This is a genomic window from Streptomyces sp. NPDC025638, from assembly GCF_055558775.1.
In genome coordinates, this window is record NZ_JBVHLX010000009.1 from 198,365 (window position 1) to 222,535 (window position 24,171).

A 24,171-nucleotide genomic window follows, 5' to 3' on the forward strand; every position below is an offset into this window, starting at 1 on the left:
AGATGCGAGGTCGGCGAACCCGAAACGGGGTGGCGCAGTAGCCGTCGCCCGTCACGTCATCGTGGAGTCGCGGGTCGCGGAGTCGCTCACGGCGCCGGGGGTGCCGGGCACGTGGCGTTGTCGGCCGGGAGCTGTCCGGTGAGCAGATAGCGGCTGCCGTGGCGGTCCATGCAGGTGTTGCCGGCGAACAGGTACTGCCCGTGGTTGCCGCCGCCCGCGACGACCAGGCGGGAGCCGGCCAGTGCCTGGTGCATGCGCCGCGCGCCCACGACCGGGGTCGCCGGATCGTCCTTCGCCTGGAGCAGCAGGACCGGCGGCACGTGAGCCGAGCCGATCTTCACGGGCCGGGCCGTCGGGGCCTTCCAGAATGCGCAGGGTGCGCTGTACCAGGTGTTCAGCCAGGCGAACAGTGGAGCCTTACGGGCCGACGCGGCCGTGTCCCGGTGCCAGGTCGCCCAGTCGCGGGGCCAGGCGTCGTCCACGCAGTTGTAGGCGAGCTGGGCCGGATCCGCACCGCCGAGGGCGAGCTGGTCGGTGGCGCTGAGCAGGCCGCTCGCATCCCCGCCCCGGTAGTCGGAGACGGCCTGCGCCACATCGCCCCAGGTCAGATCCGTGTACATGGCGGACGCCAGCAGATCGTCGAGCTCGGCACTGCCCGCCCGGTGCCCGGCCGGCTTGGTGTCCAGCTTCTTACGGGTGGCCTCCCACGCGGCGGCCACCTTGGCCTGCGTGGCACCCAGGTGGTAGGTCCCGTCCTTCTTCGCCGCCCAGGCAAAGAACTGGCCGGCCCGGTGCTGGAGCGCCGGATTCTGCTCGTACTGCGAGGCATAGATCGTGACGGTCGGGTCGACGACGCTGTCCAGAATCATGCGACCGGTGTGCGAGGGGAACAGTGTCGCGTACGTGGCGCCGAGCTTCGTCCCGTACGAATAGCCGAGGTAGTCCATCTTGTCGCGGTGGAACGCGGTACGGATCCGGTCCATGTCGCGGGCCGCGTTCTCGGTGGTGATGTAGGGAAGCAGGGCCTTGGACTTCGCGTCGCACTGCTCGGCGATCTTGCGGGCCACGGTGCGCCGCGCCTGCTCCTGTCCGTCGTTCGCGGGCGTGTACGGCACCGCCGGGTGCTTGATCAGCCTGGTCGTGTCCCCGCAGGAGACCGGGGTGCTGGCACCGACGCCGCGCGGGTCGAAACTGACGACGTTGTACTTAGCGCCGACGTCCCGGGGCAGCGAGCTCCACACCAGCTTGGCCGTACCGATCCCCGATTCGCCCGGCCCGCCCGGGTTGACCACGAGAGTGCGCGGGGCGTTCACATCACCCGCCATCGACAGGGTGAGCTTGATCTGTCGTCCGCCCGGATCGGCGTAGTCGAGAGGGACCTTGAGGGTGGCGCAGTACGTGCCGCGGGGAGCGTCCGAGCCCGCGGGACAGGTGGACCAGTGGAGGGCGGCGGGTCCCGTGGCCGTGGTGGCCGGCGTCGCCTCGGCCGCCTGCGGCCCGGCGAGGGCGACGAGCCCCAAGGCGGTGACGACCGCCGCACTGCGTCGTGTCAGAGGAGAGCGCGCACTGGACAAGTGCTCCTGCTTTCAGGTCAGTTCTGCTGCTGCCGGCAAGCAAGATGAGGCGGAGGGCCAAAGGGTTGTGTTGCCGCGAGGGTTGTCTTGAATCTTGACTCTGACCGGCGCGACCGGGCCACCAGGGCTACCGGGGAGTGGCGGAGCGCGCCCGCCACAGGTCGCGGAGCAGTGCGATCTCGGCCATGTGGTGGATGAATTCGAGGTTGGCCCCCGACAGCACGGCGACGAAGGGATTGTCGGCGTCGTTGCTGTACGGGTACTGCGAGAAGCCGACCATGTCGAGTTGCTCGTCGGAGACGGCGGCGACGCTGTCGCGCCAGCGGTCGATCAGCGCCCAGAACCGCTCGAGCGCCAAGGCGGCGTTGGGGGTGAAGTCGACCAACTGCTTCGGTTCCTGCCGCCGGCCACCGAAGGTCCACTCCCATCCGCCCGCGAAGTGGAAGTGCAGGTGCCCCAGCCGCCACGCGATGGTCGTGATCGGTGTCTCGTCAGGCTCCGGTGCACCGGTGTGGGCGAGGACCTGCCCGACACGCTCGATGCTCACGCTCCAGTCGTCGGCGATCTTGGCGAGGGTCATTCCGTCTGCGGCCTGTCGGGCGACCTCGGCGTACTCGCTTGCCGGGATGTCCGGGGCGCCCAGGTCGAGCACCCACTCCCCCGGCCCGAACGCCCTGGGCGTCGCCGCCTCGCCCCGGCGCCGTATCGACCAGGAACCCGGCGCAGGCTCCCACAGATACTCCTCGTCACCGAGCCCCGTCAGCCGCACCCGGGCCATCTCCCTGGCCTGGTCGAACTGGTCGAGCAGCAGGCCCAACCGGTCGGTCCGCGCGTCCTCGGTCTCCATACGTGGCTCCCTTCGCGGTCGCGTCTCGTACGACACTGCGCTCAGGCGGAAGTTAACGGCTGGTCCATCGGGGCGCGACCGATTTTGGCCCAGCCGTCCACGGAGATGCGCGCGAGGCGTCCGCCGACTGTTCGGCCGCCGTGACCTACTGATCGGCCCGGATCGGGAAGGCCACCACCTCGTCCACCGGTCCCCGCAGATCCACCGTGAAACCCGCGTGCTGGAGCGCTTGGGCACCCTGCCTGGTCGCCATGGTGAGTGCGAGCCGATCGGAGACGAACTCCACGACAAGGGCCTCGGTCTCGTCCACGGCCGTGGTCAACTCGGGCGGGCCCAGGCCGTCCGGCAGCTCGATCCTCGCCCGGAGCACCGGTCGGTCCTCCATCGCGGCAATGGCGAACACCGGGTGAGCCGCCGTACGCATTCCGGCCTCGCGTGCGCAAGCGCGCTCCTCCGCGTCCTCGCCCACGAAGACACAGTCGTCGGCTGCCACTCCCCCGGTGCTCGTGACCGCCTGGTCGAAGGTCCTACGGCTGTCCTTCGCCCCCCAGTGCACGAGTGCCTCGTCGGTGAAGCGGCCGGGGAACGCCTCCCGCAGCGCGGCTGCCGCACGTGCGGCAGCACCATTGCCCGGACCGGGGTCGGAGATGATGCCCCTGCGGACCTCCTGGAGGGCGTCGAGCACAGCCATGACACGCGGTCGGGGTTGAAGAGTCAGGGAGCCGTCGGGATCCACATGGGCATCCGCCAAGGTCGCCCCGATGTCGAAGAAAATCACTGGCATGTGCAAGTGCCTCCCCGTGGTGAACGCCTTCGAGTCGCATCCACCCGGGTGATAGTCGCGAGGGCGCTCAGCTCAACGACCAGTGCGCGCGCCCAACCGTTGAGACCCGACCAGTAGGGAGGCACCGGTCGGAGTCAGTGTGTGCAGGACGTGCGCGGCATGCCGGCTGCTGGCGAGCAGGCCCGCGTCACGCAGGACTCCGGCGTGCTTGCTCGCGGAGGGCGCGGAGATCCCGACCGCACGGGCGATCTCCCCGGTCGTGGCGCCCGCGCCCGCCGCGACGACGCAGAGCACGGTCGCCCGGGTTCGGCCGAGCAGCGCGGCCAGTGGCGTGGCGGCCCGGATACTGAGGGCGGTCGGTTCGTGCAGCAGCGGGTAGACCAGCACGGGTGACAGGTGGGGATCGGCGAGGCTGATCGGGCTGCTCCAGCAGAAGTAGGACGGCACGAGGCGCAGCCCCCGGCCGTCCAGGTACAGATCCCGGTCGTCGACCGGATAGCGGACTTCCAGGATCGGAGGCCGCCAGATCAGCCCGGGTCCGAGCCCGGCCAGCATCCGGTCCACGCCGCCGTCGAGCAGATCGCGGCAGCACTGCGACCGCGCCGCCTCGATGCGCGAGTGCATCGCCTCGGTGAACGGGGCGACGGCCGCCTCGTAGTAGGCGCGGATCGCCGCGACGAGCTCCGCGCGCTCCTGTCGGTCCGTCAGTCGTCGTACCCAGGCCGGAGCGCCCACACGGTGGTCGAGCACCGCCAGCTCATCGCGCACGCGGCGGGGCGGGGTGGACATGATGGTGTCGAGACCGGCGTCGAGCCCATCGTCCAGGGCGGGGGAAGGCGTCAGGAAGTCCGGAAAGTAGACGGCTCGTGGGTACAGCGGCAGGAGCAGATCACGCAGGGTGCGTTCGAGATGGTTCTCCCGAACGCGGGCGCCGGCCGTCCGGTACCACTCGGCGTAGGCCCAGCGGCCGGCGCGGGTCTGGAAGCGGTGCAGACTCGCGGCCACCTCCCACAGGGGATCGGGCACCCGGGCCACTCTGGTTCTCGCCAGGTCGATCTCTGAGAAATGAATGCGGAGCATCCCGGTCCCCTGTCCGGCCTCGGCATTTTCCTCCTGGCGACACACCATGGACCACTGAGGCGGAATTGGCAACAGTGGACGCGACCAACCGCACACCTCAAGGGGGAATGGTGAGACGAATATTAGCCATGATCGCGGGAGTTGTGATTCTGCTCGGTGCGATGGCCGGAACATCGGCGGCCAGTTCGGCAAATGATTCCGCAAACCACGGCAAGGCATCCGCGGCGACATCCTTCACCTCGGTAAAGGCTGCCGCGGCACCTGCCGGCTGTACCTCCGGCAATTTCTGCTTCTGGGTGAACGCGGGATACTCCGACGGGCCGGGAAAGCTCTCCGGAAAGAACTCCGACTGGTCCGTCTTCGGTCACTCCAGCTGTCCGAGCCGCACCTGGAACGACTGCGCCTCGTCGGACTACAACAACGGAGTCAGCTGTGACGCCGTCGTGTGGACCGGCAAGTCCTACGGCGGAACCGGCGGCTGGGTCCCGAAGGGCACCGGCGGGAACTTCAACTCGACGTTCAACGACGCCGTCTCGTCGAACAGCTGGGGCGTCTACGCGACCGGCGGCACCAACTCGACCTGCACCGGCCCTGTGCCGTAAGGAACGGGACAGCTGACGGGACAGCTCAACTCCCCAGGTTCCAGGTGCCCGCGGGCAGCAGTCCGCGGGCACCGCCCGTCCCACCCCGCCGACCGAGAGGCCCAGGACACCATGCGACGCGCATCGCTCGCCTGCGCGGTGGCGGGAGCCCTCGCGCTCGCCGCCGCGTGCGGAACGACCGACGACGCGCACGAGAAACGCGAGAGACCCCTCGCCGCTGCCGAACTCGACCTGCTCACCCGGTCCGGGACCTTCGTCAGGACCAGCACCGGGCTGGCGAACAAGGAATCCGAACTCATCGCGGCCTGCATGGCAAAGAAGGGATTCCGCTACCGCGCCGACAAGACGGCTCGGCCGGCCGGATCCGACGAGCAGCGGACGCTGAACATGCGAGACCGCCGAAGCCGGGGATACGGCCTGGGAGATCAGTACGCATCCGGCTCGGACGGCCGCGCTTCATCACCGAACGACGCCTATGTGGCCTCGCTGTCGGAGAAAGAGTCGGCCGCCTATATGAAAGCCCTGCGCGGGAGCGGTTCGGATTTCCGCGAGATGCGTTTCGGGGGCGGCCAGAGGGTCACGTTCTCGGCACGGGGCTGCGAGGCCGAGAGCCGGAAGCACCTCTACGGAAGTCTCGACGACTGGGTTTCCGTCGCTTACTACCCGCAGAATCTCAACGGCCGCCTCACGCCTCTGGTGGAGGAATCCCCGAAGTACCGCAAGGCCATGACCGACTGGAAGACGTGCATGCGGGCCGAGGGATACCCGTACGGCTCTCCCGACGACGCCTACGAACGGCTCAGGGCCGCCTATCACAAGCAAGGTGCCACCCGGGCGCTGCGCAACCGCGAGGTCTCCGTCGCCGTGGCGGACGGCAAGTGCGCCGCGAAACTCCACATCCCGAGCCTCGCGCTCGCTCTGCGCCGGAGCTACGCCAAGTCGCTGCCCGACGATGACCAGGCCCGGCTGCGCTACCTCACCTCCGCCTGGCAGGCGGCCGCCGCCCGGGCGCGTTGAGGTCCGGGCGGGGCACCTTCAGCCGGGTCACCACAACACCGGCGGCCCCTGCTCGATGCGGCGCAGCACCGGTGTGAGCCGGTCGAGCGCTTCGCCGGTCTGGATCTGCCGCTCGTCCCACCAGGTGGCTCCCGCCTCGGCCAACGGACCGATCAGATCACGGGTCTTGGCGGCGTCGTCGCCCGGCGTGGCACCGCCGAGGACGATCTCGAAGGGAGCGCCTGACCGGTCCTCGCGCTCCTTGCGCACGAATGCGACCAGGTCGCGCACCTGACCGACAGGCGGCACATGACCGTGCCTGGCGTCGGTGAACAGCGGGACCGCGCCGTCCCAGCGGGCGGCCCGGCGCATCGGCGGACGGTTCGGCCAGAAGCCGGCGACCCAGACCGGCGGCCGAGGGCGTTGCACCGTGGCGGGCAGCAGGGTCACGTCCCGTACCTGGTAGTGCCGTCCGTCGTGGTTCACCGGTTCGCCCGACCAGAATCGCCGCAGCAGGTCCAGACCCTCGTCCAGCCGCTCGGCCAGCACCTTGGGGTCCGTGGTGTCACCGAAACTCGCGTACTCGTCCTCAAGGGGCCCGCCCAGCCCCGCGGCGAAGACGACCCGACCGCCGCTCATGGCATCCAGGGTCGCCACCTGGCGGGCCAGTTGCTGCGGGCGTCGGCGGGCGACCGGGGTGACCAGCGTGCCCAGCCTGATCCGGGAGGTCGCCAACGCGGCGGCGGTCAGCAGCATCCACGGGTCGCCGAACGGCCTGCCCTCGTGCTTGCGGTGCAGCACATGGTCCCAGACGAACAGCCCGTCCCACCCTGCCTGTTCGGCCGCCACGGCCACCTTCGCGACGGTCCTGGAATCGGCGAAGTCACCGAAGTTCGGAATGTTGACCGAGAAGCGCATCCCCGCATCCTGCTGCACGGCAGGTGGACCGGCAACGGAATAGCGGACGTGCCTGCGCACCCCGCTTCCGAATTCGCCCACTCTCGCGCGACGGACCCGCCGCCCTGGCCCGTAGAGCAGACGACATCGGCACACAGGGAGGGGAGCACGACTTGGCAGGGCACAGGGTCAAAGGCGCCAGAAGTGCGGCGATCACGGCAGCAGCCATGGCGGCGCTGACCGCGTCACAACCGCCGTGGGCGGTTCCGGCACGGACCTCCGCACCCGCACGGTCGGCGGCACCCGCCGAGCAGGGGCCGAGCGTGACGGGCGACACCCCCTACCGCACCGATCTCCCGCCACTACGGACGCGGGAGCAGAAGCGTGGGGTGGCGGTGGCGAGCGCCGCGCTGCCGGTGAGTGTGTTCGCCGCCTACCGTCATGCCGAGGCGGAGCTGGCGCGCACGGCGCCCGGCTGCCGGCTGCGGTGGCAGGTGCTGGCGGCAATCGGCCAGGTGGAGTCCGGGCAGGCGAGGGGCGGTCGGGTGACGGCGGACGGTACGACCGTGACGCCGATCCTCGGGCCGCGGCTGGACGGCGGCGCGTTCGCCCTGGTGCGGGACACCGACGGCGGCGCGTACGACGGGGACCCGGCCTACGACCGTGCGGTCGGACCGATGCAGTTCATCCCCTCGACGTGGGCCCGCTGGGGCACGGACGGCAACGGCGACGGCCGGGCCGACCCGAACAACACTTTCGACGCGGCGCTCGCCGCCGGGCGCTATCTGTGCGCGGGCGAGCGGGACCTCTCCGACCCGGTCGGACTGGACCGGGCGATCCTCGGCTACAACCACTCGCAGGCCTATCTGCGCACCGTCAGGGCCTGGTACGCGTACTTCCTGGCTGGGCACCGGGTGGTGCCGGACAACGCGGCAGGATCGTCGGCGCGCCCCGAGCGGTCGCAGCGGTCGCAGCGGTCGCACCAGGAGCCCGCCCCGAAGCCGACGCCGTCCGCCCGTCGCAGTCCCGCCCCGTCCCGAACCCCGTCCGCGCCCGCGTCACCGACTCCCGCCGACTCACGCCCGGCGCCCCGGGCCGGTGACCCGGACGAGCCCCAACTCCCCTTGCCCGGCAGGGACATCGAACCGCCCGGCGACGGCCTGTTGCCCAGCGACGGTCCGCTGACCAGCAACGGAGTGGTCTCGTTGACCGCCGCCCCCTCCCCAACCGCGGATACCGGACGGTAATGTCGCCACCCGCCGGACGGCACGAGACCGGCGGGTGAGCGCAAAGGGGCCCTCATGATGACGGACATGTCGGACATGCCTGCGGAGATACAGGCGGCCCACGACCGCTGGCAGCGCATGTGGAGTCATCGCGAGCAGCTGCTCAAGGTGGCCCGGCGCAGGTCGATGAGCCTGGAGGACGCCGAGGACGCGGTGCACGAGGCGATGCTGCGCGCCGCGGAGCGGCCCGACCTGGACGACGAGCGTCTCGGCGCCTGGCTGACGACCGTGACCATGCGGCTGTGTGTCGACCGGTACCGCCAGGTCAACCGTGAGGCCAAGGTGTCCGGCAGTCCCACGCTCGTCGCGCCGGGCCCGGTGCCCGTCGAAGAGGCGGTGTGCGACCGGGCCGAGGCCAGATGGCTGGCCGTACGCAGCGGGGAGCTGCCCGCACGCCAGGCCGAGGCGCTCCGGCTGAAGTCGGAGGACCTCGACGTCGGCCAGGTCGCCGTGCGCATGGGGCTGAGCTACCGGACCGTCGAGTCGCTGCTCGCCCGGGCCCGGCGCACGCTGCGCAACTCACTGGCCGCCACGCTCGGGTTCGCGCTGTTCCTGTTCGGGCGAGGGCGACTGCGGGCGGGCGGCAAGGCACAGGCCGTAGCGGCCGCGTCGACGGCGGCGACCCTGGCGGTCGCCGGGTTCGTACTGCCGCACACGCTCGGAGGGGGCGGGCCGGACGCGGCGCCCCTGCCCTTGGCATCCTCCGTGTCCGGGATCCCTGCCGAGACCGTCCGGCCCGACGGCACCGCCGGGACACCCACCCCGAACGCCCGCGAGCTGTCGGCCCCCGCGACGGCTTCCGGCGCGACGGCCTCACCCGGTGATCACCACGATGCGCTGCTGCCGCTGACGGTGCCGCCCCTGCCGGAGGCCTCCCTGTCACCCTTGCCGGCCGTTCCGGAGGTCCCGAGCATGTCGGGCCTCCCGAGTGTGCCCGCCCTTCCCGACCTGCCGGACGCGTCCACGATCCCTGCGGCTCTTCCGTCCGTCCCGGTGGCTCCCACCGAGGTATCGGTGCCGACCGCACTGCCGTAGCCCCGCCGCGAGCCCTGCCGAAAAAATTCTCCCTTCCCCGCGACGGACGCCCCGCCTCTCCCCGTAGAGCAGATGTCGGAGCTGCTCCACGGCGGAAGGGTGGAACGGATGGGTGTCGAGATCTGTGTGGAAGGGCTGACCAAGTCCTTCGGTCACCAGGTCATCTGGCAGGACGTCTCGCTGACGCTGCCCGCCGGGGAGGTCTCGGTCATGCTCGGGCCGTCGGGCACGGGCAAGTCGGTGTTCCTCAAGACGCTCGTCGGACTGCTGAAGCCGGACCGCGGTTCCGTGAAGGTCGCCGGTCGTGACATCACCAGGCTGCGCGAACACGAGCTCTACGAAGTGCGAAAGCTGTTCGGCGTGCTGTTCCAGGACGGCGCGCTGTTCGGCTCGATGAGCCTGTACGACAACATCGCCTTCCCACTGCGCGAGCACACCCGTAAGTCCGAGAGCCAGATCCGGCGCATCGTGCTGGAGAAGATGGACATGGTCGGGCTGATCGGCTCGGAGGGGAAGCTGCCCGGTGAGATCTCCGGCGGGATGCGCAAGCGCGCGGGCCTGGCACGGGCGCTCGTGCTGGACCCCGAGATCATCCTCTTCGACGAACCCGACTCCGGCCTCGACCCGGTGCGCGTCGCCTATCTCAACCAGCTGATCGTCGACCTCAACGCGCAGATCGACGCGACTTTCCTGATCGTCACGCACGACATCGCCTCCGCCCGCCAGGTGCCGGACAACATCGGGCTGCTGTTCCGCCGCGAGCTGGTCATGTTCGGCCCACGCGAGCAGTTGCTGACCAGCGACGAACCCGTCGTACGGCAGTTCCTGAACGGCCGGATGCAGGGTCCGATCGGCATGGCGGAGGAGAAGGACGCCGCGCAGGTGCAGCAGGAGCTGGCCCAACTCGTCGACCGGGCGCCCGTCCCTGAACCGACACCCCGGCTGCTGCCGGGACCCGGCATCATCCGCCCGCCCCGCTGGGAGGCGATCGCGCGACGGGAGGCCGAACTGCGCCGGAAGGAGGTGGCGGACCGATGAGAGTGTCACCGGCCGGGGCGCTCAGGCATTCCGGGAACCTCTTCGCGATGGCCCTGGACGTCGTCCGGACCGTGCCCCGACGGCCGTTCCAGGCAAGGGAGTTCATCCAGCAGGCCTGGTTCATCGCGAGCGTCACCATTCTGCCGACGGCCCTCGTGTCCATCCCGTTCGGAGCGGTCATCGCGCTGCAGATCGGCAGTCTGACCCGGCAACTGGGCGCCCAGTCCTTCTCCGGGGCCGCCTCGGTGCTGGCGGTGCTGCGGGAGGCCTCGCCGATCGTGACGGCGCTGCTGATCGCGGGCGCGGGCGGTACGGCGATCTGCGCGGATCTCGGGGCGCGGAAGATCCGCGAGGAGATAGACGCGATGCAGGTGCTCGGCATCGATCCCATCCACCGGCTGGTCGTTCCGCGCGTGCTGGCGTCGATGGTGGTGGCGGTGCTGCTCAACGGCCTGGTGTCGGTGGTCGGTGTCGCGGGCGGCTACTTCTTCAACGTCGTTCTGCAGAACGGCACTCCGGGCGCCTATCTCGCCTCCTTCACCACGCTCGCCCAGCTCTCCGACCTGTGGGCGGCCGAGATCAAGGCGCTGGTGTTCGGTGCGATCGCCGCGATCGTCGCCTCGTACAAGGGACTCACCGCGAAGGGCGGCCCGAAGGGCGTGGGCGACGCGGTGAACCAGTCGGTGGTGATCACCTTCATGTTGCTGTTCGTGACGAACTTCGTGATGACCGCGGTGTACTTCCAGGTCGTCCCGCAGAGGGGTTAGCCGATGGGACTTCTCGAACGACCACTGCGCTCTCTCGAAGAGCTCGGCACCCAACTCTCCTTCTACGGCCGCTCACTGGCCTGGACCGGCCGCACAGTGCGCCGCTACAAGAAGGAGATCCTGCGGCTGCTCGCCGAGGTGAGCTTCGGCCGCGGCGCCCTCGCCGTCGTGGGCGGCACGGTCGGCGTCATCGCCTTCCTGTCGTTCTTCACCGGCACGGAGGTGGGCCTGCAGGGATATGCCGCGCTCAATCAGCTCGGCACCTCCAACTTCGTGGCGTTCCTCTCGGCGTACTTCAACACCCGTGAGATCGCCCCGCTGGTGGCCGGGCTCGCGCTCTCCGCGACCGTCGGCGCCGGATTCACCGCTCAGCTCGGCGCGATGCGCATCAGCGAGGAGACCGACGCCCTCGAAGTCATGGGCGTCCCCTCGCTGCCGTTCCTGGTGACCACCAGGATGATCGCCGGCTTCGTCGCGGTCATCCCGCTGTACGTCATCGGCCTGCTGTCCTCGTATCTCGCCGCCCGCACCATCACCACCGGCTACTACGGGCAGTCGGCGGGCACCTACGACCACTACTTCCAGCAGTATCTGCCGCCGGTCGACGTGCTGTGGTCCTTCGGGAAGGTGCTCGTCTTCGCCGTCCTGATCATCCTGGTGCACTGCTTCTACGGCTACTACGCGAGCGGCGGCCCGGCGGGCGTCGGCGTCGCCGTGGGCCGCGCCGTGCGGACGTCGATCGTCGCGATCAACGTCCTTGACTTCTTCCTCTCGTTGGCGATCTGGGGCGCCAACACGACCGTACGGATTGCGGGGTGAGCCGGATGAGGGTGCTGAGACTACGGCTGTACGGCGTCGTGTTCATCGCCGTGCTCGCCCTGCTGCTGTCCCTGTCCGTCGCCGTCTACCAGCAGGCGTTCACCCCGGTCGTACGGATCAGGCTGGAGGCCGACAGCCTCGGCAACCAGCTCGATCCGCGCGCCGACGTCAAGCTGCGCGGGCTGCTGGTCGGCGAGGTCCGCGCGGTGCACACCGATGGGACGAAGGCGACGCTCGACATCGCGCTCAAGCCGGAGTACGTCGCGCACATCCCGTCCGACGTGCACGCACGCCTGCTGCCCAAGACGCTGTTCGGCGAGAAGTACGTGGACCTGGTCGCGCCCGTGCACTCTGGGCGCCCGTCGGCTCGCCCCATCCACGCCGGGGACGTCATCACCCAGGACCGCACCCGCGTCGGCATAGAGCTCCAGCAGCTGATGAACGACCTGCTGCCGCTGCTGCGGACCGTGCAGCCCGGCAAGCTCAACGCCACGCTCTCCGCGTTCGCCACAGCCCTGGAAGGACGCGGCGACCGGATCGGCGACAACCTCATGCGCGTGGAGGACTATCTGCACCGGCTCAATCCTCATCTGCCGTCCCTCACCGAGGACTTCGCGCGCCTGGCCGATGTCGCCGAGGTGTACGGCGACGCGGCTCCCGACCTGATGGAGATCCTGCGCAACACCGTCACGACCAGCCGCACCCTGGTCGAGCAGCACGGCCGGCTCGCCTCCGCACTCACCACGACGGCGACCGCCGCCGGCACCACGGAGGACTTCCTGGACGCGAACGGCGACCGGCTGATCACCCTCGGCCGGGTCTCCCGCCCCACGCTCGAACTCTTCGCCCGCTACTCGCCCGAGTACCCCTGCCTCCTGGCCGGCCTGGTCCGCGAGGAACAGGCCTCCGAGCAGGCGTTCCGGGGCGGCAAGATGCACATCACGCTCGAAGTCGTACGACAGCAGGGGGCGTACCAGCCCGGTGAGGAGCCGCGCTACGACGACCGCTCGGGACCGAACTGCCGCGACCTGCCCCACCCCCCGGTGCCCGCACCCGGAGTGCACCTCAACGACGGTTCGAGCAAGGGGAGTTCGACGAGTCCGCTCGGTGTGTCCGCCACCCGGGCCGAGCAGCGCGCCGTCGGCTCGCTCGTGGCGCCCGTCATGGGCGTGCCCGCCGACGAGGTGCCGCCGGTCGCGACGCTGCTGTTCGGGCCGATCGCTCGCGGGACGGCGGTGAGCGTCGCATGAGGACATCGAGTGCCCGGCAGACCGCCGCCCCGCTGATCAAGTTCAGCCTCTTCGCGCTGGTGACGATCCTGGCGACGGCGCTGCTCGCCGCCACCATCGTCAACATCTCCCTCACGCCCGAGCACACCTATCGCGCGGTGTTCGCCGACGTGACCGGCCTGGAGAAGGGGGACGACATCCGGGTGGCCGGGGTGCGGGTCGGCGAGGTCGAGGGGATCCGGATCAAGGACCGGACACTGGCCGAGGTCACCTTCACCGTCACCGCGGACCGTCCGCTGCTGAACAGCACCGGCGCGGTCATCCGCTACCGGAACCTGGTCGGACAGCGTTACGTCGCCCTGACCGAGGGGGTGGGAGACGGTACCCGGCTGAAGTCCGGAGCCACCATCCCGCTCTCGCGCACGCAGCCCGCGCTGGACCTCAACGCGCTCCTGAACGGCTTCAAGCCACTGTTCGCGGCGCTCAGCCCGCAGGACGTCAACCAGCTCGCCACCGAGATCATCCGGACGCTGCAGGGCGAGGGCGGCACCGTCAACAGCCTGCTGGTGCACACGGCCTCGCTCACCACGACGCTGGCCGGCCGCGACAAGCTGATCGGCTCGGTGATCGACAACCTCAACACCGTGCTGGGGACGCTGGACAAGCGGGGCGCCCGCTTCTCCGGGCTGCTCAAGCAGCTGCGCCGGCTGATCTCGGGGCTGTCCGCCGACCGCAAGCCCATCGGTCGGTCGCTGGTGAGCATCGGCGACCTGACGGACGCCACCTCGGGACTGCTCAAGGACGCACGTCCGCCGCTGAAGGACGACATCGCCGAGCTGACCGATCTCACCGGAACCCTGAACAGGAACGACAAGACCGTGGAGGGCGTGCTGAAGCGGCTGCCGAACAAGCTCAACGAGCTCACGGGGACGGCGTCCTACGGCTCGTGGTTCAACTTCTACCTGTGCGACTTCGACGGCCGGATCGTGCTGCCGAAGACGAAGCAGGTGCTCACTCCCGAGCTGCATGTGGCGAGGGCGAGGTGCGGCGCATGACGAAGCAGCTGCGCAAGCGCCGCCCGGAGCCGCTGGTCAAGGTCCGCATCGACCCGCCCAAGCTCCCGAAAGTACGGCTCCTTCCGCGCCGCGCGCCTCGCCCCCGCCGCCCGGAACCACTGATCAAGGTACGCATCGAGCCGCCACGGCTTCCGCGCATACGGATACGCCGCCCGCGCCTGGTCCCGTTCCGGGACCGCAACCCCGTGGTGATCGGGGCCGTCGGCCTCACCACGCTCACGCTGCTGACCGTGGCCGCCTTCAACGTCGACAGCCTGCCGCTGATCGGTGACGGCGACACATACAGCGCCGCCTTCTCGGAGGCGGGCGGGCTCAGGCCCGGTGACGAGGTGCGCATCGCCGGGGTCAAGGTCGGCAAGGTCGAGGGCGTCGATCTGGAGGGAGACCACGTCAAGATCACCTTCAAGATCAAGGGCGAACCCGGGTTCGGCACCGAGACCGGCGCCTCCATCCGGGTCAAGACGATCCTCGGCGCCAAATACCTCGCGCTGCACCCCAAGGGACCAGGTCAGCTGAAGCCGGGCAGCGAGATACCGCTCAGGAGGACGGTCCCGGCGTACGACGTCGTGCAGGCGTTCAGCGATCTCACCACCACCACGGAGCAGGTAGACACCGACCGGCTGGCGAAAGCCCTCGACACCATCTCCACCACGTTCCAGGACTCCCCCGCCGAGGTACGGGCGTCCATCAAGGGCCTGTCCAAGATCTCCCGGACGGTGGCCTCACGGGACAAGGCACTCGGTGAACTCCTCGACCACGCAAACGGTGTCACGGGCGTACTGGCCGAGCACACCGAGGACTTCACCGCACTGGTCAAGGACGGCGACCAACTGTTCAAGGAGATCAGCAAGCGGCGCAAGGCGATCCACAAGCTGCTGAAGAGCTCCGCCGCGCTCGGCATCGAGCTGACCGGCCTGGTCGAGGACAACAAGAACGAGATCGGGCCGGCGCTCAAGGGCCTCAACCGCGTGGTCGAGATGCTCGAACGCAATCAGTCGAGCCTCGACCGGAGCGTCAAGCTGCTCGCCCCGTACGTCCGGCTCTTCACCAACACCCTGGGCAACGGCCGCTGGTTCGACTCCTACGTCCAGAACCTGGTCGCCGCTCCGGTGGTGCCGCGCACGGGAGGCTCGCAGTGAACAACCTGAAGCGGCGCGTGGCCCTGGTCACCGCACTCGCCCTCGTCGCCGCGCTCACCTACGTGCTGTGGCCGCGCTCCGAGCCCGTGCACGTCACCGCGTACTTCCCGCGCACCGTCGGCATCTATCCCGGCTCGGACGTCCGCGTCCTCGGCGTCCGGATCGGCGAGGTCGAGAAGATCACGCCGGAGGGCGACCGGGTGCGAGTGGAGCTGGAGTACGACGCAGGCCGCAAGGTCCCGGCCGACGCCAAGGCCGCGATCATCAACTCCTCCGTGGTCAGCGACCGTTACGTGCAGCTGCTGCCGGTCTACCGCCATGGTCCGACCATGCGGAACGGTGACGTCATCCCCGAGACGCGGACGGCCGTACCGGTCGAGCTGGACCGGATCTTCGACAGTCTGCACACGACGGCCGAAGCGCTCGGTCCCAAGGGCGCCAACAAGGACGGCTCACTGTCGCGGCTGCTCGGGGTGAGCGCGGACAACCTCGACGGCCAGGGCGACAACCTCCATCAGACGGTCGAGGACCTCTCGCAGGCCGTCACCACCCTGTCCGACGGCCGCACCGACCTCTTCGGCACGGTACGGAACCTGCAGGTCTTCACGGCGGCCCTGGCCGCCGACGACCAGAGCGTGCGGTCGTTCAACACCAGCCTCGCCAAGGTTGCCGGGCAGCTCGCGGGCGAACGCAAGGATCTCGCCGCCGCGCTGCTGAATCTGGGGACAGCGCTCGGTGACGTGTCGGACTTCGTGAAGAAGAACAAGAAGTCACTGACCTCGAACGTGACGGGCCTGAGCAAGGTGACCAAGGTGCTCGTCACCCAACGGGCCGCACTGGACGAGCTGTTGAAGGTCGCCCCCACGGGACTGTCGAACCTGAACAACGCCTACAACCCGTCCGCGGGCACCCTCGACACCCGCAACAACCCCGACCAGCCCCAGGATCCGGCCTCACTGCTGTGCTCCGTACTGAGGACGACCGGCGACGAAGGCGGCAAGAACCCCGACTGCAAGGAGCTGAAGGAACTCTTCGACTCCCTGCCGAAGGTGCCTCGGGGATCAGCGGTGACAGGCACGGTCGACCGGACGCTCGGCGGAATCCTGGGGGCGAGCACATGAACGCACTGCGCAAGGGCGGGGCGCTCGCCTGGGCGGCCGTCGGCTCGCTGCTGCTGTCCGGCTGCGAGTTCAAGGGCTGGTACGACGTCCAGCTGCCCGGCGGAGCCGCCGCCGACGGCCACGCCTACCACGTCACCGTCGAGTTCCGTGACGTCCTCGACCTGGTGCCGCAGTCGGCGGTGAAGGTCAACAACGTCACCGTGGGCGCCGTGGAGAAGGTCGAGCTGGACGGCTGGCACGCACGCGTACGGCTGAGGGTCGCCGACTCGGTGAGACTGCCCGCCAACGCGGTCGCCGAGTTGCGGCAGACCAGCATGCTCGGCGAGAAGTACGTAGCGCTCTCCGCCCCGTCCGGTACGGCCCCCGTGGGCCGGCTCGGCGACGGCGACCGCATCCCGCTCTCCCGCAGCGGCCGCAACCCGGAGATCGAGGAGGTGCTGTCCGCACTGTCCGCGCTCCTCAACGGCGGCGGAGTGGCCCAGCTCAAGACCATCACCGTGGAGCTGAACAAGGCCCTGGACGGCCGCGAGAACCGGGTGAGGTCGCTGCTCAAGGAGCTGAACACGTTCATCGGCGGTCTGGACGACCAGCGCAAGGACATCGTCCGCGCCCTCAAGGCCGTCGACCGCCTCGCCCAACGGCTCGGGAAGGAGAAGAAGACGATCGCCCAGGCCGTGGACACGATGCCGCCCGCCCTGAAGGTCCTCGCCGACCAGCGGCGCGATCTGACGAGGATGCTCACGGCACTGTCGAAGCTGGGCACGACGGGCACCAAGGTGGTCCAGGCCTCGCACGACGACACGGTCGCGAACCTCGAAAAGCTGCGGCCGATCCTGCAGCAGCTGAACAAGGCGGGCGACGACCTCCCCAACTCCCTGGAGCTGCTGACCACTTATCCCTTCCCGCGCAACGCGGCGGACGCCGTCAAGGGCGACTACGTCAACCTGGACATCACCGCCGACCTCGATCTGTCGGATCTCTACGGAAACCTGACGGGCGGGTCCGGCAAGTCCGGCGGGGGAAACGGCGGTTCCCAGCAGCCCGGGACTCCCGACCTGCCGGAGCTCCCGGACGTGCCGGGCGTCCCGACGCCCACCGCGCTGCCGAGCACGCCCGGCCTGCCGTCCGCTTCGGTGCCGTCGGCCCCGCCGGCCCCGTCAGGCGGGGGCGGGCCGCTCTGCCCGCCGGTGTGCACCAGCGCCTACACCGCCCGAGGAACGCTGCCCGAGGGATCCGAGGGTCCCGAGAGTCCCGAGAGTCCCGAGGGGATAGATCTCGCGCTCGCGGAGCTGATGCTGAAGGGGGTTCAGCCGTGATCACACGGACGGTCAAGGCCCAACTGCTCGCCTTCGCCACCGTCACGGCCGTCGGGGTGTCCTACGTCGGCGCCGAGTACACCGGCCTGCTCGACGACGTCCTGGACCGCGGTTACACGGTGCGGGCGGACTTCGCCGACTCCGGGGGAATCTTCCCGGGCGCCGAGGTCACCTACCGGGGGGTGCCGGTGGGCCGGGTCGGCACGCTGCGGCTGACGGGCTCCGGCGGCGTCTCGGTCTCCCTCGACATCGAGGACGGCGCGCCGCGCATCCCGGCGGACACCCTCGCCGTGGTGGCGAACCGTTCGGCGGTGGGCGAGCAGTACGTCGATCTACAGCCCCGCACGTCCAACGGACCGTACCTGCTCGACGGGAGCGCCATTCCGCGCGGCAGCACCCGCGTACCGCTGCCCACGACGGACCTGGTCCTCAGTCTGGACCGGCTTGTGAACTCGGTCGGCAAGGACGATCTGCGGGTCACCGTCGACGAGTTGGGCCGGGCCTTCGCCGGCACCGGACCGAACCTGAGCCGACTGGTGGACTCGGGCAACGCGCTCGTCGCGTCGGCGTCCGACTCACTGCCCCAGACGATCGCGCTCATCGAGGACTCGCGGAAGGTCCTGAAGACGCAGGCCGACCAGGGCTCCTCCATCAAGTCGTTCGCGCACGACCTGGCGACGCTCACCGCACAGCTGAAGTCGAGCGACGGGGACCTGCGCAAGCTGATCGGCAACGCGACGCCGGCCGCGCAACAGGTGAACTCCCTGTTGAAGTCCACCGGGCCACGACTGTCGGTCCTGCTGGCCAACCTGATCAGCGGCGGCCAGGTCACGCTGGCGCACCTGCCGGGTGTGGAGCAGGCGCTCGTCACCTTCCCGGCGCTGGTCTCGGGCAGTTACACCGTCGTCCCGGGCGACGGCACCACCCACTTCGGCCTGGTGGTCAACGCCGACGACCCGCCGCCGTGCGCCCAGGGCTACGGCACGGCGCGCCGTGACCCCGCGGACACCAGCACGCGCGAGGCGAACACCGACGCGCACTGCACGGCCCCGCACGGGAGCAAGTCGTCGGTCCGGGGCGCCCAGAACGCCCCCGGCCCCACGACAGCTCCCGGCGGCGCGAACCGGACGGCGTACGTCACGCCGTACGACCCGGACACCGGCACCGCCACCGGCCCGGACGGAAGGCCCGTCGAGATCGGCTCTTCGGGCGGCCAACAGGCGGTCTTCGGAAAGGAGTCATGGCAATGGTTGCTCGTCGGACCGATGGCATGAGCAGGGCCCTGTCGGGCAGGGCCAGGTCGGTGGGGCTCGTCGTGGCGACCGTCCTCACAACCGCGCTGACGATCTGGCTGAGCCTCGCGCTCTACGACCAGCACAAGACGGAGCAGCGGCGTCAGGACATCCTGGCAGCGGCTCGCCAGTCGGCCCTGAACTTCACCTCGCTCGACTACCGACACTACGACCGGGACAGCGCGAACGTCCTCGACGGCGCCACCGGCGACTTCAAGAAGCAGTTCGCCGCACAGACCGAGGAGCTGACCAAGCTCGTCGCCGCGAACGAATCCGTGTCCGAGGGCCAGGTCCTGGAGGCGGGCATAGTCCGGTCCGACGAACACTCGGCGCGTGTCCTGGTGGTCGCCGACAGCAAGGTGACCAACACGGCCGCGCCGAAGGGCGAGGCGCGCACGTACCGGCTGCAGCTCGACCTGGTGTACCGGGATGGCCGCTGGCTGACGTCCGACGTCGAGTTCGTCGGCTGACTCCACCCTCCATCCTCCACCCACCTCCCCTCCCTGCCCTCTCCGCCCTGCAAGACATGAGGAGTAAGACCGTGGCGAAGACGACCACCCGAGGCCGCGGCTCCGGTTCCGGCACCCGGCGCACCATGACCGCTGCCGCCCGCGCGGCAGCCAAGCGCGCGGAGCGCGGAAACAGCGAACCGGGGCCGACGGCCACCGATGAGACCGTTCCGGGCCGGCCCGAGACGCGCGACGCCGGACGCACCGTGCTCATCGATCCCCCGAAGCACGGCTGGGACGACCCGCCCGAGCCCTCGCCGGAGTCCTTCGAGGCGGAGGATGCCCCGCAGGAGGAAGGCGAGCCCGGTCCCGTAACGCCGACGCGGCGCGCTCGGCGGCTGCTGCTCACCGCGGTCCTGTGCGTCCTGCTCGTGGCGGGCCTGATCGCGGCGGCCGTGCTCGGCTGGCGGTACCAGCAGGGGGTGGAGGCCGAGCAGGCACGAGGGCAGGCACTCGCGGCCGCGCAACAGGCGGCGCCCGTCGTGCTGTCGTACGACTACCGGCATCTGTCCCGCGACTTCGCCGCGGCAAGCACCCGGCTCACCGGGCACTTCCGCGACGAGTACCGCAAGACCACGACGACGGTGGTCGGCCCGACGGCCAGGAAGTACCACGGGGTGGTGAAGGCAACGGTGGCGACGCCGACCGCCGGACCTCCCGCAGCCTCAGTGATCTCGGCATCGGCGGACCGAGCGGTGGTCCTCCTCTTCGTCAACCAGCTGACCACCAGCACCCAGGTCTCGGGCTCCCGCCTGGACCTGAACCGGGTACGGATGACGCTGACCCACACGTCCGACGGCTGGAAGGTGAGCGCGGTCGACGCACTCTGACACGCGCGTCACCGCCCCAGTGCAACCTCGCCCGCATGGACGGCACGCAGGGCGCGCTCGACGGTCTCCCGGTTCTCACCCACCGGAGCCACATAGTCGAGAACGTCGCGGGCGGCGTCCTCCCCGAGCGTTCGGGTGATCACCCACGTGGCGAGGTACTGAGACGCCAGGCAGCCGCCCGCCGTAGCGATGTTCCCCTCGGCGTGGAACGGCGCGTCCAGAACGGTGACGTCGCAGGCTTCGACAAAGGGCCGGCTCTTCCTGTCCGTGCAGGCGGGCATGCCGTCCAGCAACCCGAGCCGGGCGAGCACCAGCGCGCCGGAGCACTGCGCGCCGATCAGCTGTCGGGCAGGGTCGAGCGGCAGCCTGGAGATCAGCCGGTCGTCGGCGACCACGTCTCGCGTCTTCACCCCGCTTCCGATCAGCACGACATCGGCTTCGGTCACGAACTCCATCGGGCGCTGCCCGGTTGCCTCGACGCCGTTCATGGAGCTGACTACCGGGGTCGGTGTCGTGATGAAGGCCTCCAGGCCGTCCTTCCGGCATCGGTTGATCAGCGCGGAGGCGATGAAGCTGTCGAGCTCGTTGAATCCATCCAAGGTGACCACGGCTACCTGCACGGCATCTCCTCCCAGTACGGCACGGGAGGTGCAGTCTCTCAGATGCGCTGTGCGCAGGTCCCAGGGCACTTCCTCCTCATTGCTCCTGGGGCGCGCCCCCGGATTCCTCCCCGCCGGGCAGCCCGGCCGGACGCCGGCCCCGGGGCTGCTGCGGCTCGGGGCGGGCGGGTACGGGAGGCACCGGGCGGTCCAGTGGTGTACCGGTGGTCAGGGTCATCGGCTCACCGTGGTGCAGTACCTCCAGCGGGTCGCCTTCCTCCAGGACGTAGCGTGCCTTGGCCGGGCCGATGTCCACCTTCAGCCGGCGCCCGCGTACCGTCACCGTGAACGCCAGCCGGGACAGTGCTTCGGGCAGGCGCGGCACGAACCCCAGCCGGTCCGGATGCCCCTCCTCGCCGGCGTGCCGGCGCATGCCCCCGAAGCCGATGACCAGCGCGATCCATGTGCCGGCGAGCGAGGCGATGTGCAGCCCGTCGCGGGTGTTGTGCTCCAGGTCCTCCAGGTCCATCAGCGCCGCCTCGCTGAGGTACGCGTACGCCAGCCGCAGATGCCCGGTCTCGGCGGCCAGCGCCGCCTGGCAGCACGCCGACAGGGAGGAGTCGCGGACGGTGAGGGCCTCGTAGTAGGCGAAGTTGCGGGCCTTCTCCTGGTCGGTGAAGGCGTTGGGGCACACCATCATCGCCAGTACCACGTCGGCCTGCTTGACCACCTGCTTGCGGTACAGGTCGAAGTAGGGATAGTGGAGCAGCAGCGGGTAGTTCTCGGGCGGGGTCTCGTCGAAGTCCCAGTGCTGGAAGCGGGTGAAGCCGGCCGACTGCTCGTGCACGCCGAGGCCTTCGTCGTACGGCAGCGCCATGCGGCTCGCGGCGTCCCGCCAGGCCGCCGTCTCCTCGTCGTCGACGTCGAGTTCCTCGGCCCGGTCCGGGTGGCGCGTGGCCGTTTCCGCCGCGGCCAGCAGGTTCTGGCGGGCCATCAGGTTGGTGTAGAGGTTGTCTTGGGCGATGGCGCTGTATTCGTCGGGTCCGGTGACCCCGTCGATGTGGAAGACGCCTTCCGCGTCGTGATGGCCGAGGGAGCGCCACAACCGGGCGGTCTCCACCAGGAGTTCCAGTCCGTCGCCGCGCTCGAACTCCTCGTCGCCGCTCACCATGACGTACCGGACCGCGGCCATGGCGATGTCGGCGTTCACGTGGAAGGCGGCCGTCCCGGCCGGCCAGTAGGCGGAACACTCGGCGCCGTTGATGGTCCGCCAGGGGAAGGTCGCCCCCGCCAGCCCCAGTTGGCGCGCCCGTTCCTGGGCAGCCGGCAGGGTTCCGTGCCGCCATCTCAACACCGGGGCGACGGTCTGTGGCGCGGTGTACGTGAGCACGGGCAGCACGTAGGACTCGGTGTCCCAGAAGGAGTGGCCGTCGTACCCGGTTCCGGTCAGTCCCTTCGCGGGGATGGCCCGTTCCTCCCCGCGGGCGGCCGCCTGGAGTACGTGGAACAGGGCGAACCGTACGGCCTGCTGGATCTGCGCATCGCCCTCCACCTCGACGTCCGCGCCGGCCCAGAACTCGTCGAGGTAGGCCCGCTGTTGGGCGACCAGCCCGTCCCAGCCGGCACTGACGGCGGCCGCCACCGCCCCGTCGACCTGGTCATGCACCGCGGGCAGCGAGCGCTGCCCGGACCATCCGTAGGCGACGAACTTGACCAGCCGCAGCCGCTGTCCGGGCGCCAGGTCCGCGGTCACCGTCAGGCGGCTGACGTCCGGCTCACACTGAGCCGTCCAGCGGGTGCCGTCCGGCCCCTCGATGAGATGGTCGGCCGCCGCTCCCACGCGCAGTGCGCTGTGCTCGGTGCGGTGCACGAGCCGCAGCCGGGTGTCCTGGGCGAAGTTTTCCTCCGCGGTCAGCGGGGACTCGGTCGCCGCGGCAACCCGTGGGTCACCCTCGGTGTGCGGCAGGGTTTCGTTGGCTACGAGTTCGGACTGCACGGCCACCGTGGCCGGTCCGTCGACCGGCTCGACCTCGTACATCACCGCGGCCACCGCCCGTTGGGTGAAGGACACCAGGCGCCGCGAGGTGATGCGGACGGTCCGGCCGCCGGGCGTGGTCCACCGCGCGGTCCGGCTGAGTACACCGGAGCGGAAGTCCAGGACCCTCTCGTGCGCCAGAAGTTGCCCGTAGCGCAGGTCGCACGGATGGTCGTCGACCAGCAGCCGGACGACCTTGCCGTCGGTGACGTTGATCATCGTCTCGCCGGACTCGGGATAGCCGTAGCCCGCTTCCGCGTACGGCAGTGGATGCCGCTCGTACACACCGTTGAGGTAGGCGCCGGGCAGCCCATGGGGTTCCCCCTCGTCGAGGTTCCCGCGCCACCCGACGTGCCCGTTGGACAGGGCGAAGACCGATTCGCTCTGGGCGAGTACATCCAGGTTCAGCTCGGTCTCGCGCAGGCACCAGGGCTCGACCGTGTAGCTGGGATGGGTGATCACCGCGACTCCAGGAGTTCGGCCAGGTCACTTACCACGACGTCCGCACCGTGGGCCCTCAGCTGCTCCGCCTGGCCCATCCGGTCGACCCCCACGACCATGCCGAACCGTCCGGCCCGCCCCGCCTCCACACCGGCCAGGGCGTCCTCGAACACGGCGGCCGCGTCCGGCTCCACCCCCAGGACACGGGCCGCCTCCAAGTAGGTGTCCGGAGCCGGTTTCCCGTGCAGTTCGCGCTCACGCGCCACGATCCCGTCGATCCGCTCGTCGAACAGCTCCTCGATGCCGGCCGCCATCAGGACGTCCCGGCAGTTGGCGCTGGACGACACCACCGCGCTTCGCAGGCCGGCCTTCCGCACCTCGTGCACGAACCTGACCGAGCCTTCGTAGGGCTCCACCCCGTCCTCGCGAATCCGGCGCAGCACCAGGTTGTTCTTGCGGGTGCCCAGCCCGTTCACGGTCTCCGCCTCCGGCGGGTCGTCCGGCGATCCCTCGGGCAGGTGCACTCCGCGTGCGGCGAGGAAGGTGCGCACCCCGTCCTCGCGAGGGCGCCCGTCCACGTACTCGTCGTAGTCGCCGACCGCGTCGAACGGCACGAACGCGGTCCCCTCATGTGCCGCCCGCTCGCGGAGATAGCCGTCGAACATCTCCTTCCAGGCGGCCGCATGCACCTTCGCGGTCTGGGTGAGCACCCCGTCGAGGTCGAACAGACAGGCACGTACGTGATCAGGAAGACCCAGCATGGCGTCGAGGCTAGAAGTGCCCGGCGGGTCGCGTCGGGCAGTCGTCACCCGGCGCGCCGGAAGGAACCCGCTCGGTCGAGGCGCAGGCGGCATCCGGA

General features: G+C 70.0%; 24 protein-coding genes. 15 read left to right on the forward strand and 9 right to left on the reverse strand.

Translation table 11 applies throughout. The features are described 5' to 3' along the window. Positions 1-86 precede the first annotated feature (86 nt). The 5 genes from ACZ4EG_RS24060 to ACZ4EG_RS24080 all read right to left on the reverse strand — a co-directional run bounded on the left by ACZ4EG_RS24060 (position 87) and on the right by ACZ4EG_RS24080 (position 4,568). Positions 87-1,574 (reverse strand): alpha/beta hydrolase, encoded by a 1,488-nt coding sequence (locus tag ACZ4EG_RS24060; RefSeq protein WP_467792030.1) that lies wholly within the window; start codon positions 1,572-1,574, stop codon positions 87-89. Between the two features lie 127 nt (positions 1,575-1,701). Next, entirely contained in the window at positions 1,702-2,421 is a 720-nt protein-coding gene (locus tag ACZ4EG_RS24065) for a DinB family protein (RefSeq protein ID WP_467792031.1), read from the reverse strand. 145 nt (positions 2,422-2,566) lie between these two features. Next, entirely contained in the window at positions 2,567-3,205 is a 639-nt protein-coding gene (locus ACZ4EG_RS24070) for an HAD family hydrolase (RefSeq protein ID WP_467792032.1), read from the reverse strand. 72 nt (positions 3,206-3,277) lie between these two features. After that, on the reverse strand, positions 3,278-4,231 hold the full coding sequence (locus ACZ4EG_RS24075; protein ID WP_467792033.1) for an ArsR/SmtB family transcription factor: 954 nt from the start codon (positions 4,229-4,231) through the stop codon (positions 3,278-3,280). Positions 4,232-4,382: 151 nt separating this feature from the next. Next, on the reverse strand, positions 4,383-4,568 hold the full coding sequence (locus ACZ4EG_RS24080; RefSeq protein ID WP_453548947.1) for a hypothetical protein: 186 nt from the start codon (positions 4,566-4,568) through the stop codon (positions 4,383-4,385). Positions 4,569-4,581: 13 nt separating this feature from the next. Between ACZ4EG_RS24080 and ACZ4EG_RS24085 the strand changes: the two genes are divergently transcribed. Together ACZ4EG_RS24085 and ACZ4EG_RS24090 are read left to right on the forward strand one after the other, a co-directional pair. Beyond that, positions 4,582-4,887, forward strand: a complete 306-nt coding sequence (locus ACZ4EG_RS24085; RefSeq protein ID WP_453548945.1) for a hypothetical protein — start codon at positions 4,582-4,584, stop codon at positions 4,885-4,887. 111 nt (positions 4,888-4,998) lie between these two features. Then, positions 4,999-5,904, forward strand: coding sequence for a hypothetical protein (locus ACZ4EG_RS24090; RefSeq protein WP_467792034.1), 906 nt, complete (start codon positions 4,999-5,001; stop codon positions 5,902-5,904). 27 nt (positions 5,905-5,931) lie between these two features. Here ACZ4EG_RS24090 and ACZ4EG_RS24095 read toward each other — a convergent pair whose 3' ends face one another. Further along, complete coding sequence (locus ACZ4EG_RS24095) at positions 5,932-6,801, reverse strand: LLM class flavin-dependent oxidoreductase (protein ID WP_467792035.1); 870 nt, start codon at positions 6,799-6,801, stop codon at positions 5,932-5,934. A 302-nt stretch (positions 6,802-7,103) separates the two neighbouring features. On the opposite strand from ACZ4EG_RS24095, the gene ACZ4EG_RS24100 reads away from it, so the two are divergent. The 13 genes from ACZ4EG_RS24100 to ACZ4EG_RS24160 all read left to right on the forward strand — a co-directional run bounded on the left by ACZ4EG_RS24100 (position 7,104) and on the right by ACZ4EG_RS24160 (position 20,237). After that, complete coding sequence (locus ACZ4EG_RS24100) at positions 7,104-8,027, forward strand: lytic transglycosylase domain-containing protein (RefSeq protein WP_467792036.1); 924 nt, start codon at positions 7,104-7,106, stop codon at positions 8,025-8,027. 66 nt (positions 8,028-8,093) lie between these two features. Continuing rightward, on the forward strand, positions 8,094-9,101 hold the full coding sequence (locus ACZ4EG_RS24105) for an RNA polymerase sigma factor (protein WP_467792037.1): 1,008 nt from the start codon (positions 8,094-8,096) through the stop codon (positions 9,099-9,101). A gap of 108 nt (positions 9,102-9,209) precedes the next feature. Further along, positions 9,210-10,139 carry an ABC transporter ATP-binding protein gene (locus ACZ4EG_RS24110; protein WP_467792038.1) on the forward strand — a complete coding sequence of 310 codons (930 nt, stop codon included), beginning with the start codon at positions 9,210-9,212 and terminating at the stop codon, positions 10,137-10,139. Continuing rightward, positions 10,136-10,906, forward strand: a complete 771-nt coding sequence (locus ACZ4EG_RS24115) for an MlaE family ABC transporter permease (protein ID WP_467792039.1) — start codon at positions 10,136-10,138, stop codon at positions 10,904-10,906. Before ACZ4EG_RS24110 ends, ACZ4EG_RS24115 begins: the two co-directional genes overlap by 4 nt. 3 nt (positions 10,907-10,909) lie before the next feature. Beyond that, a complete protein-coding gene (locus tag ACZ4EG_RS24120; RefSeq protein WP_453548930.1) occupies positions 10,910-11,725 on the forward strand; it encodes an MlaE family ABC transporter permease in 816 nt (271 codons plus the stop codon). A 5-nt stretch (positions 11,726-11,730) separates the two neighbouring features. Further along, complete coding sequence (locus ACZ4EG_RS24125) at positions 11,731-12,975, forward strand: MCE family protein (RefSeq protein WP_467792040.1); 1,245 nt, start codon at positions 11,731-11,733, stop codon at positions 12,973-12,975. Beyond that, positions 12,972-14,009 carry an MCE family protein gene (locus ACZ4EG_RS24130; RefSeq protein WP_453548925.1) on the forward strand — a complete coding sequence of 346 codons (1,038 nt, stop codon included), beginning with the start codon at positions 12,972-12,974 and terminating at the stop codon, positions 14,007-14,009. The genes ACZ4EG_RS24125 and ACZ4EG_RS24130 overlap by 4 nt, the downstream gene beginning before the upstream one ends. Positions 14,010-14,188: 179 nt before the next feature. Then, positions 14,189-15,169, forward strand: coding sequence for an MCE family protein (locus tag ACZ4EG_RS24135; protein ID WP_467792143.1), 981 nt, complete (start codon positions 14,189-14,191; stop codon positions 15,167-15,169). Then, complete coding sequence (locus ACZ4EG_RS24140) at positions 15,166-16,290, forward strand: MCE family protein (RefSeq protein WP_467792041.1); 1,125 nt, start codon at positions 15,166-15,168, stop codon at positions 16,288-16,290. The genes ACZ4EG_RS24135 and ACZ4EG_RS24140 overlap by 4 nt, the downstream gene beginning before the upstream one ends. Further along, positions 16,287-17,606, forward strand: coding sequence for an MCE family protein (locus ACZ4EG_RS24145; RefSeq protein WP_467792042.1), 1,320 nt, complete (start codon positions 16,287-16,289; stop codon positions 17,604-17,606). Before ACZ4EG_RS24140 ends, ACZ4EG_RS24145 begins: the two co-directional genes overlap by 4 nt. Continuing rightward, positions 17,603-18,880, forward strand: coding sequence for an MCE family protein (locus ACZ4EG_RS24150; RefSeq protein ID WP_467792043.1), 1,278 nt, complete (start codon positions 17,603-17,605; stop codon positions 18,878-18,880). Before ACZ4EG_RS24145 ends, ACZ4EG_RS24150 begins: the two co-directional genes overlap by 4 nt. Further along, entirely contained in the window at positions 18,877-19,368 is a 492-nt protein-coding gene (locus ACZ4EG_RS24155) for a hypothetical protein (protein WP_467792044.1), read from the forward strand. Before ACZ4EG_RS24150 ends, ACZ4EG_RS24155 begins: the two co-directional genes overlap by 4 nt. Positions 19,369-19,439: 71 nt before the next feature. After that, positions 19,440-20,237, forward strand: coding sequence for a hypothetical protein (locus tag ACZ4EG_RS24160; protein ID WP_467792045.1), 798 nt, complete (start codon positions 19,440-19,442; stop codon positions 20,235-20,237). An 8-nt stretch (positions 20,238-20,245) separates the two neighbouring features. Here ACZ4EG_RS24160 and ACZ4EG_RS24165 read toward each other — a convergent pair whose 3' ends face one another. The 3 genes from ACZ4EG_RS24165 to ACZ4EG_RS24175 all read right to left on the reverse strand — a co-directional run bounded on the left by ACZ4EG_RS24165 (position 20,246) and on the right by ACZ4EG_RS24175 (position 24,073). Further along, positions 20,246-20,857, reverse strand: a complete 612-nt coding sequence (locus tag ACZ4EG_RS24165; RefSeq protein WP_467792144.1) for a type 1 glutamine amidotransferase family protein — start codon at positions 20,855-20,857, stop codon at positions 20,246-20,248. 76 nt (positions 20,858-20,933) lie between these two features. Then, complete coding sequence (locus ACZ4EG_RS24170) at positions 20,934-23,333, reverse strand: glycoside hydrolase family 65 protein (RefSeq protein ID WP_467792046.1); 2,400 nt, start codon at positions 23,331-23,333, stop codon at positions 20,934-20,936. Beyond that, positions 23,330-24,073, reverse strand: coding sequence for an HAD family hydrolase (locus ACZ4EG_RS24175; protein WP_453548910.1), 744 nt, complete (start codon positions 24,071-24,073; stop codon positions 23,330-23,332). The genes ACZ4EG_RS24170 and ACZ4EG_RS24175 overlap by 4 nt, the downstream gene beginning before the upstream one ends. Positions 24,074-24,171 lie beyond the last annotated feature (98 nt).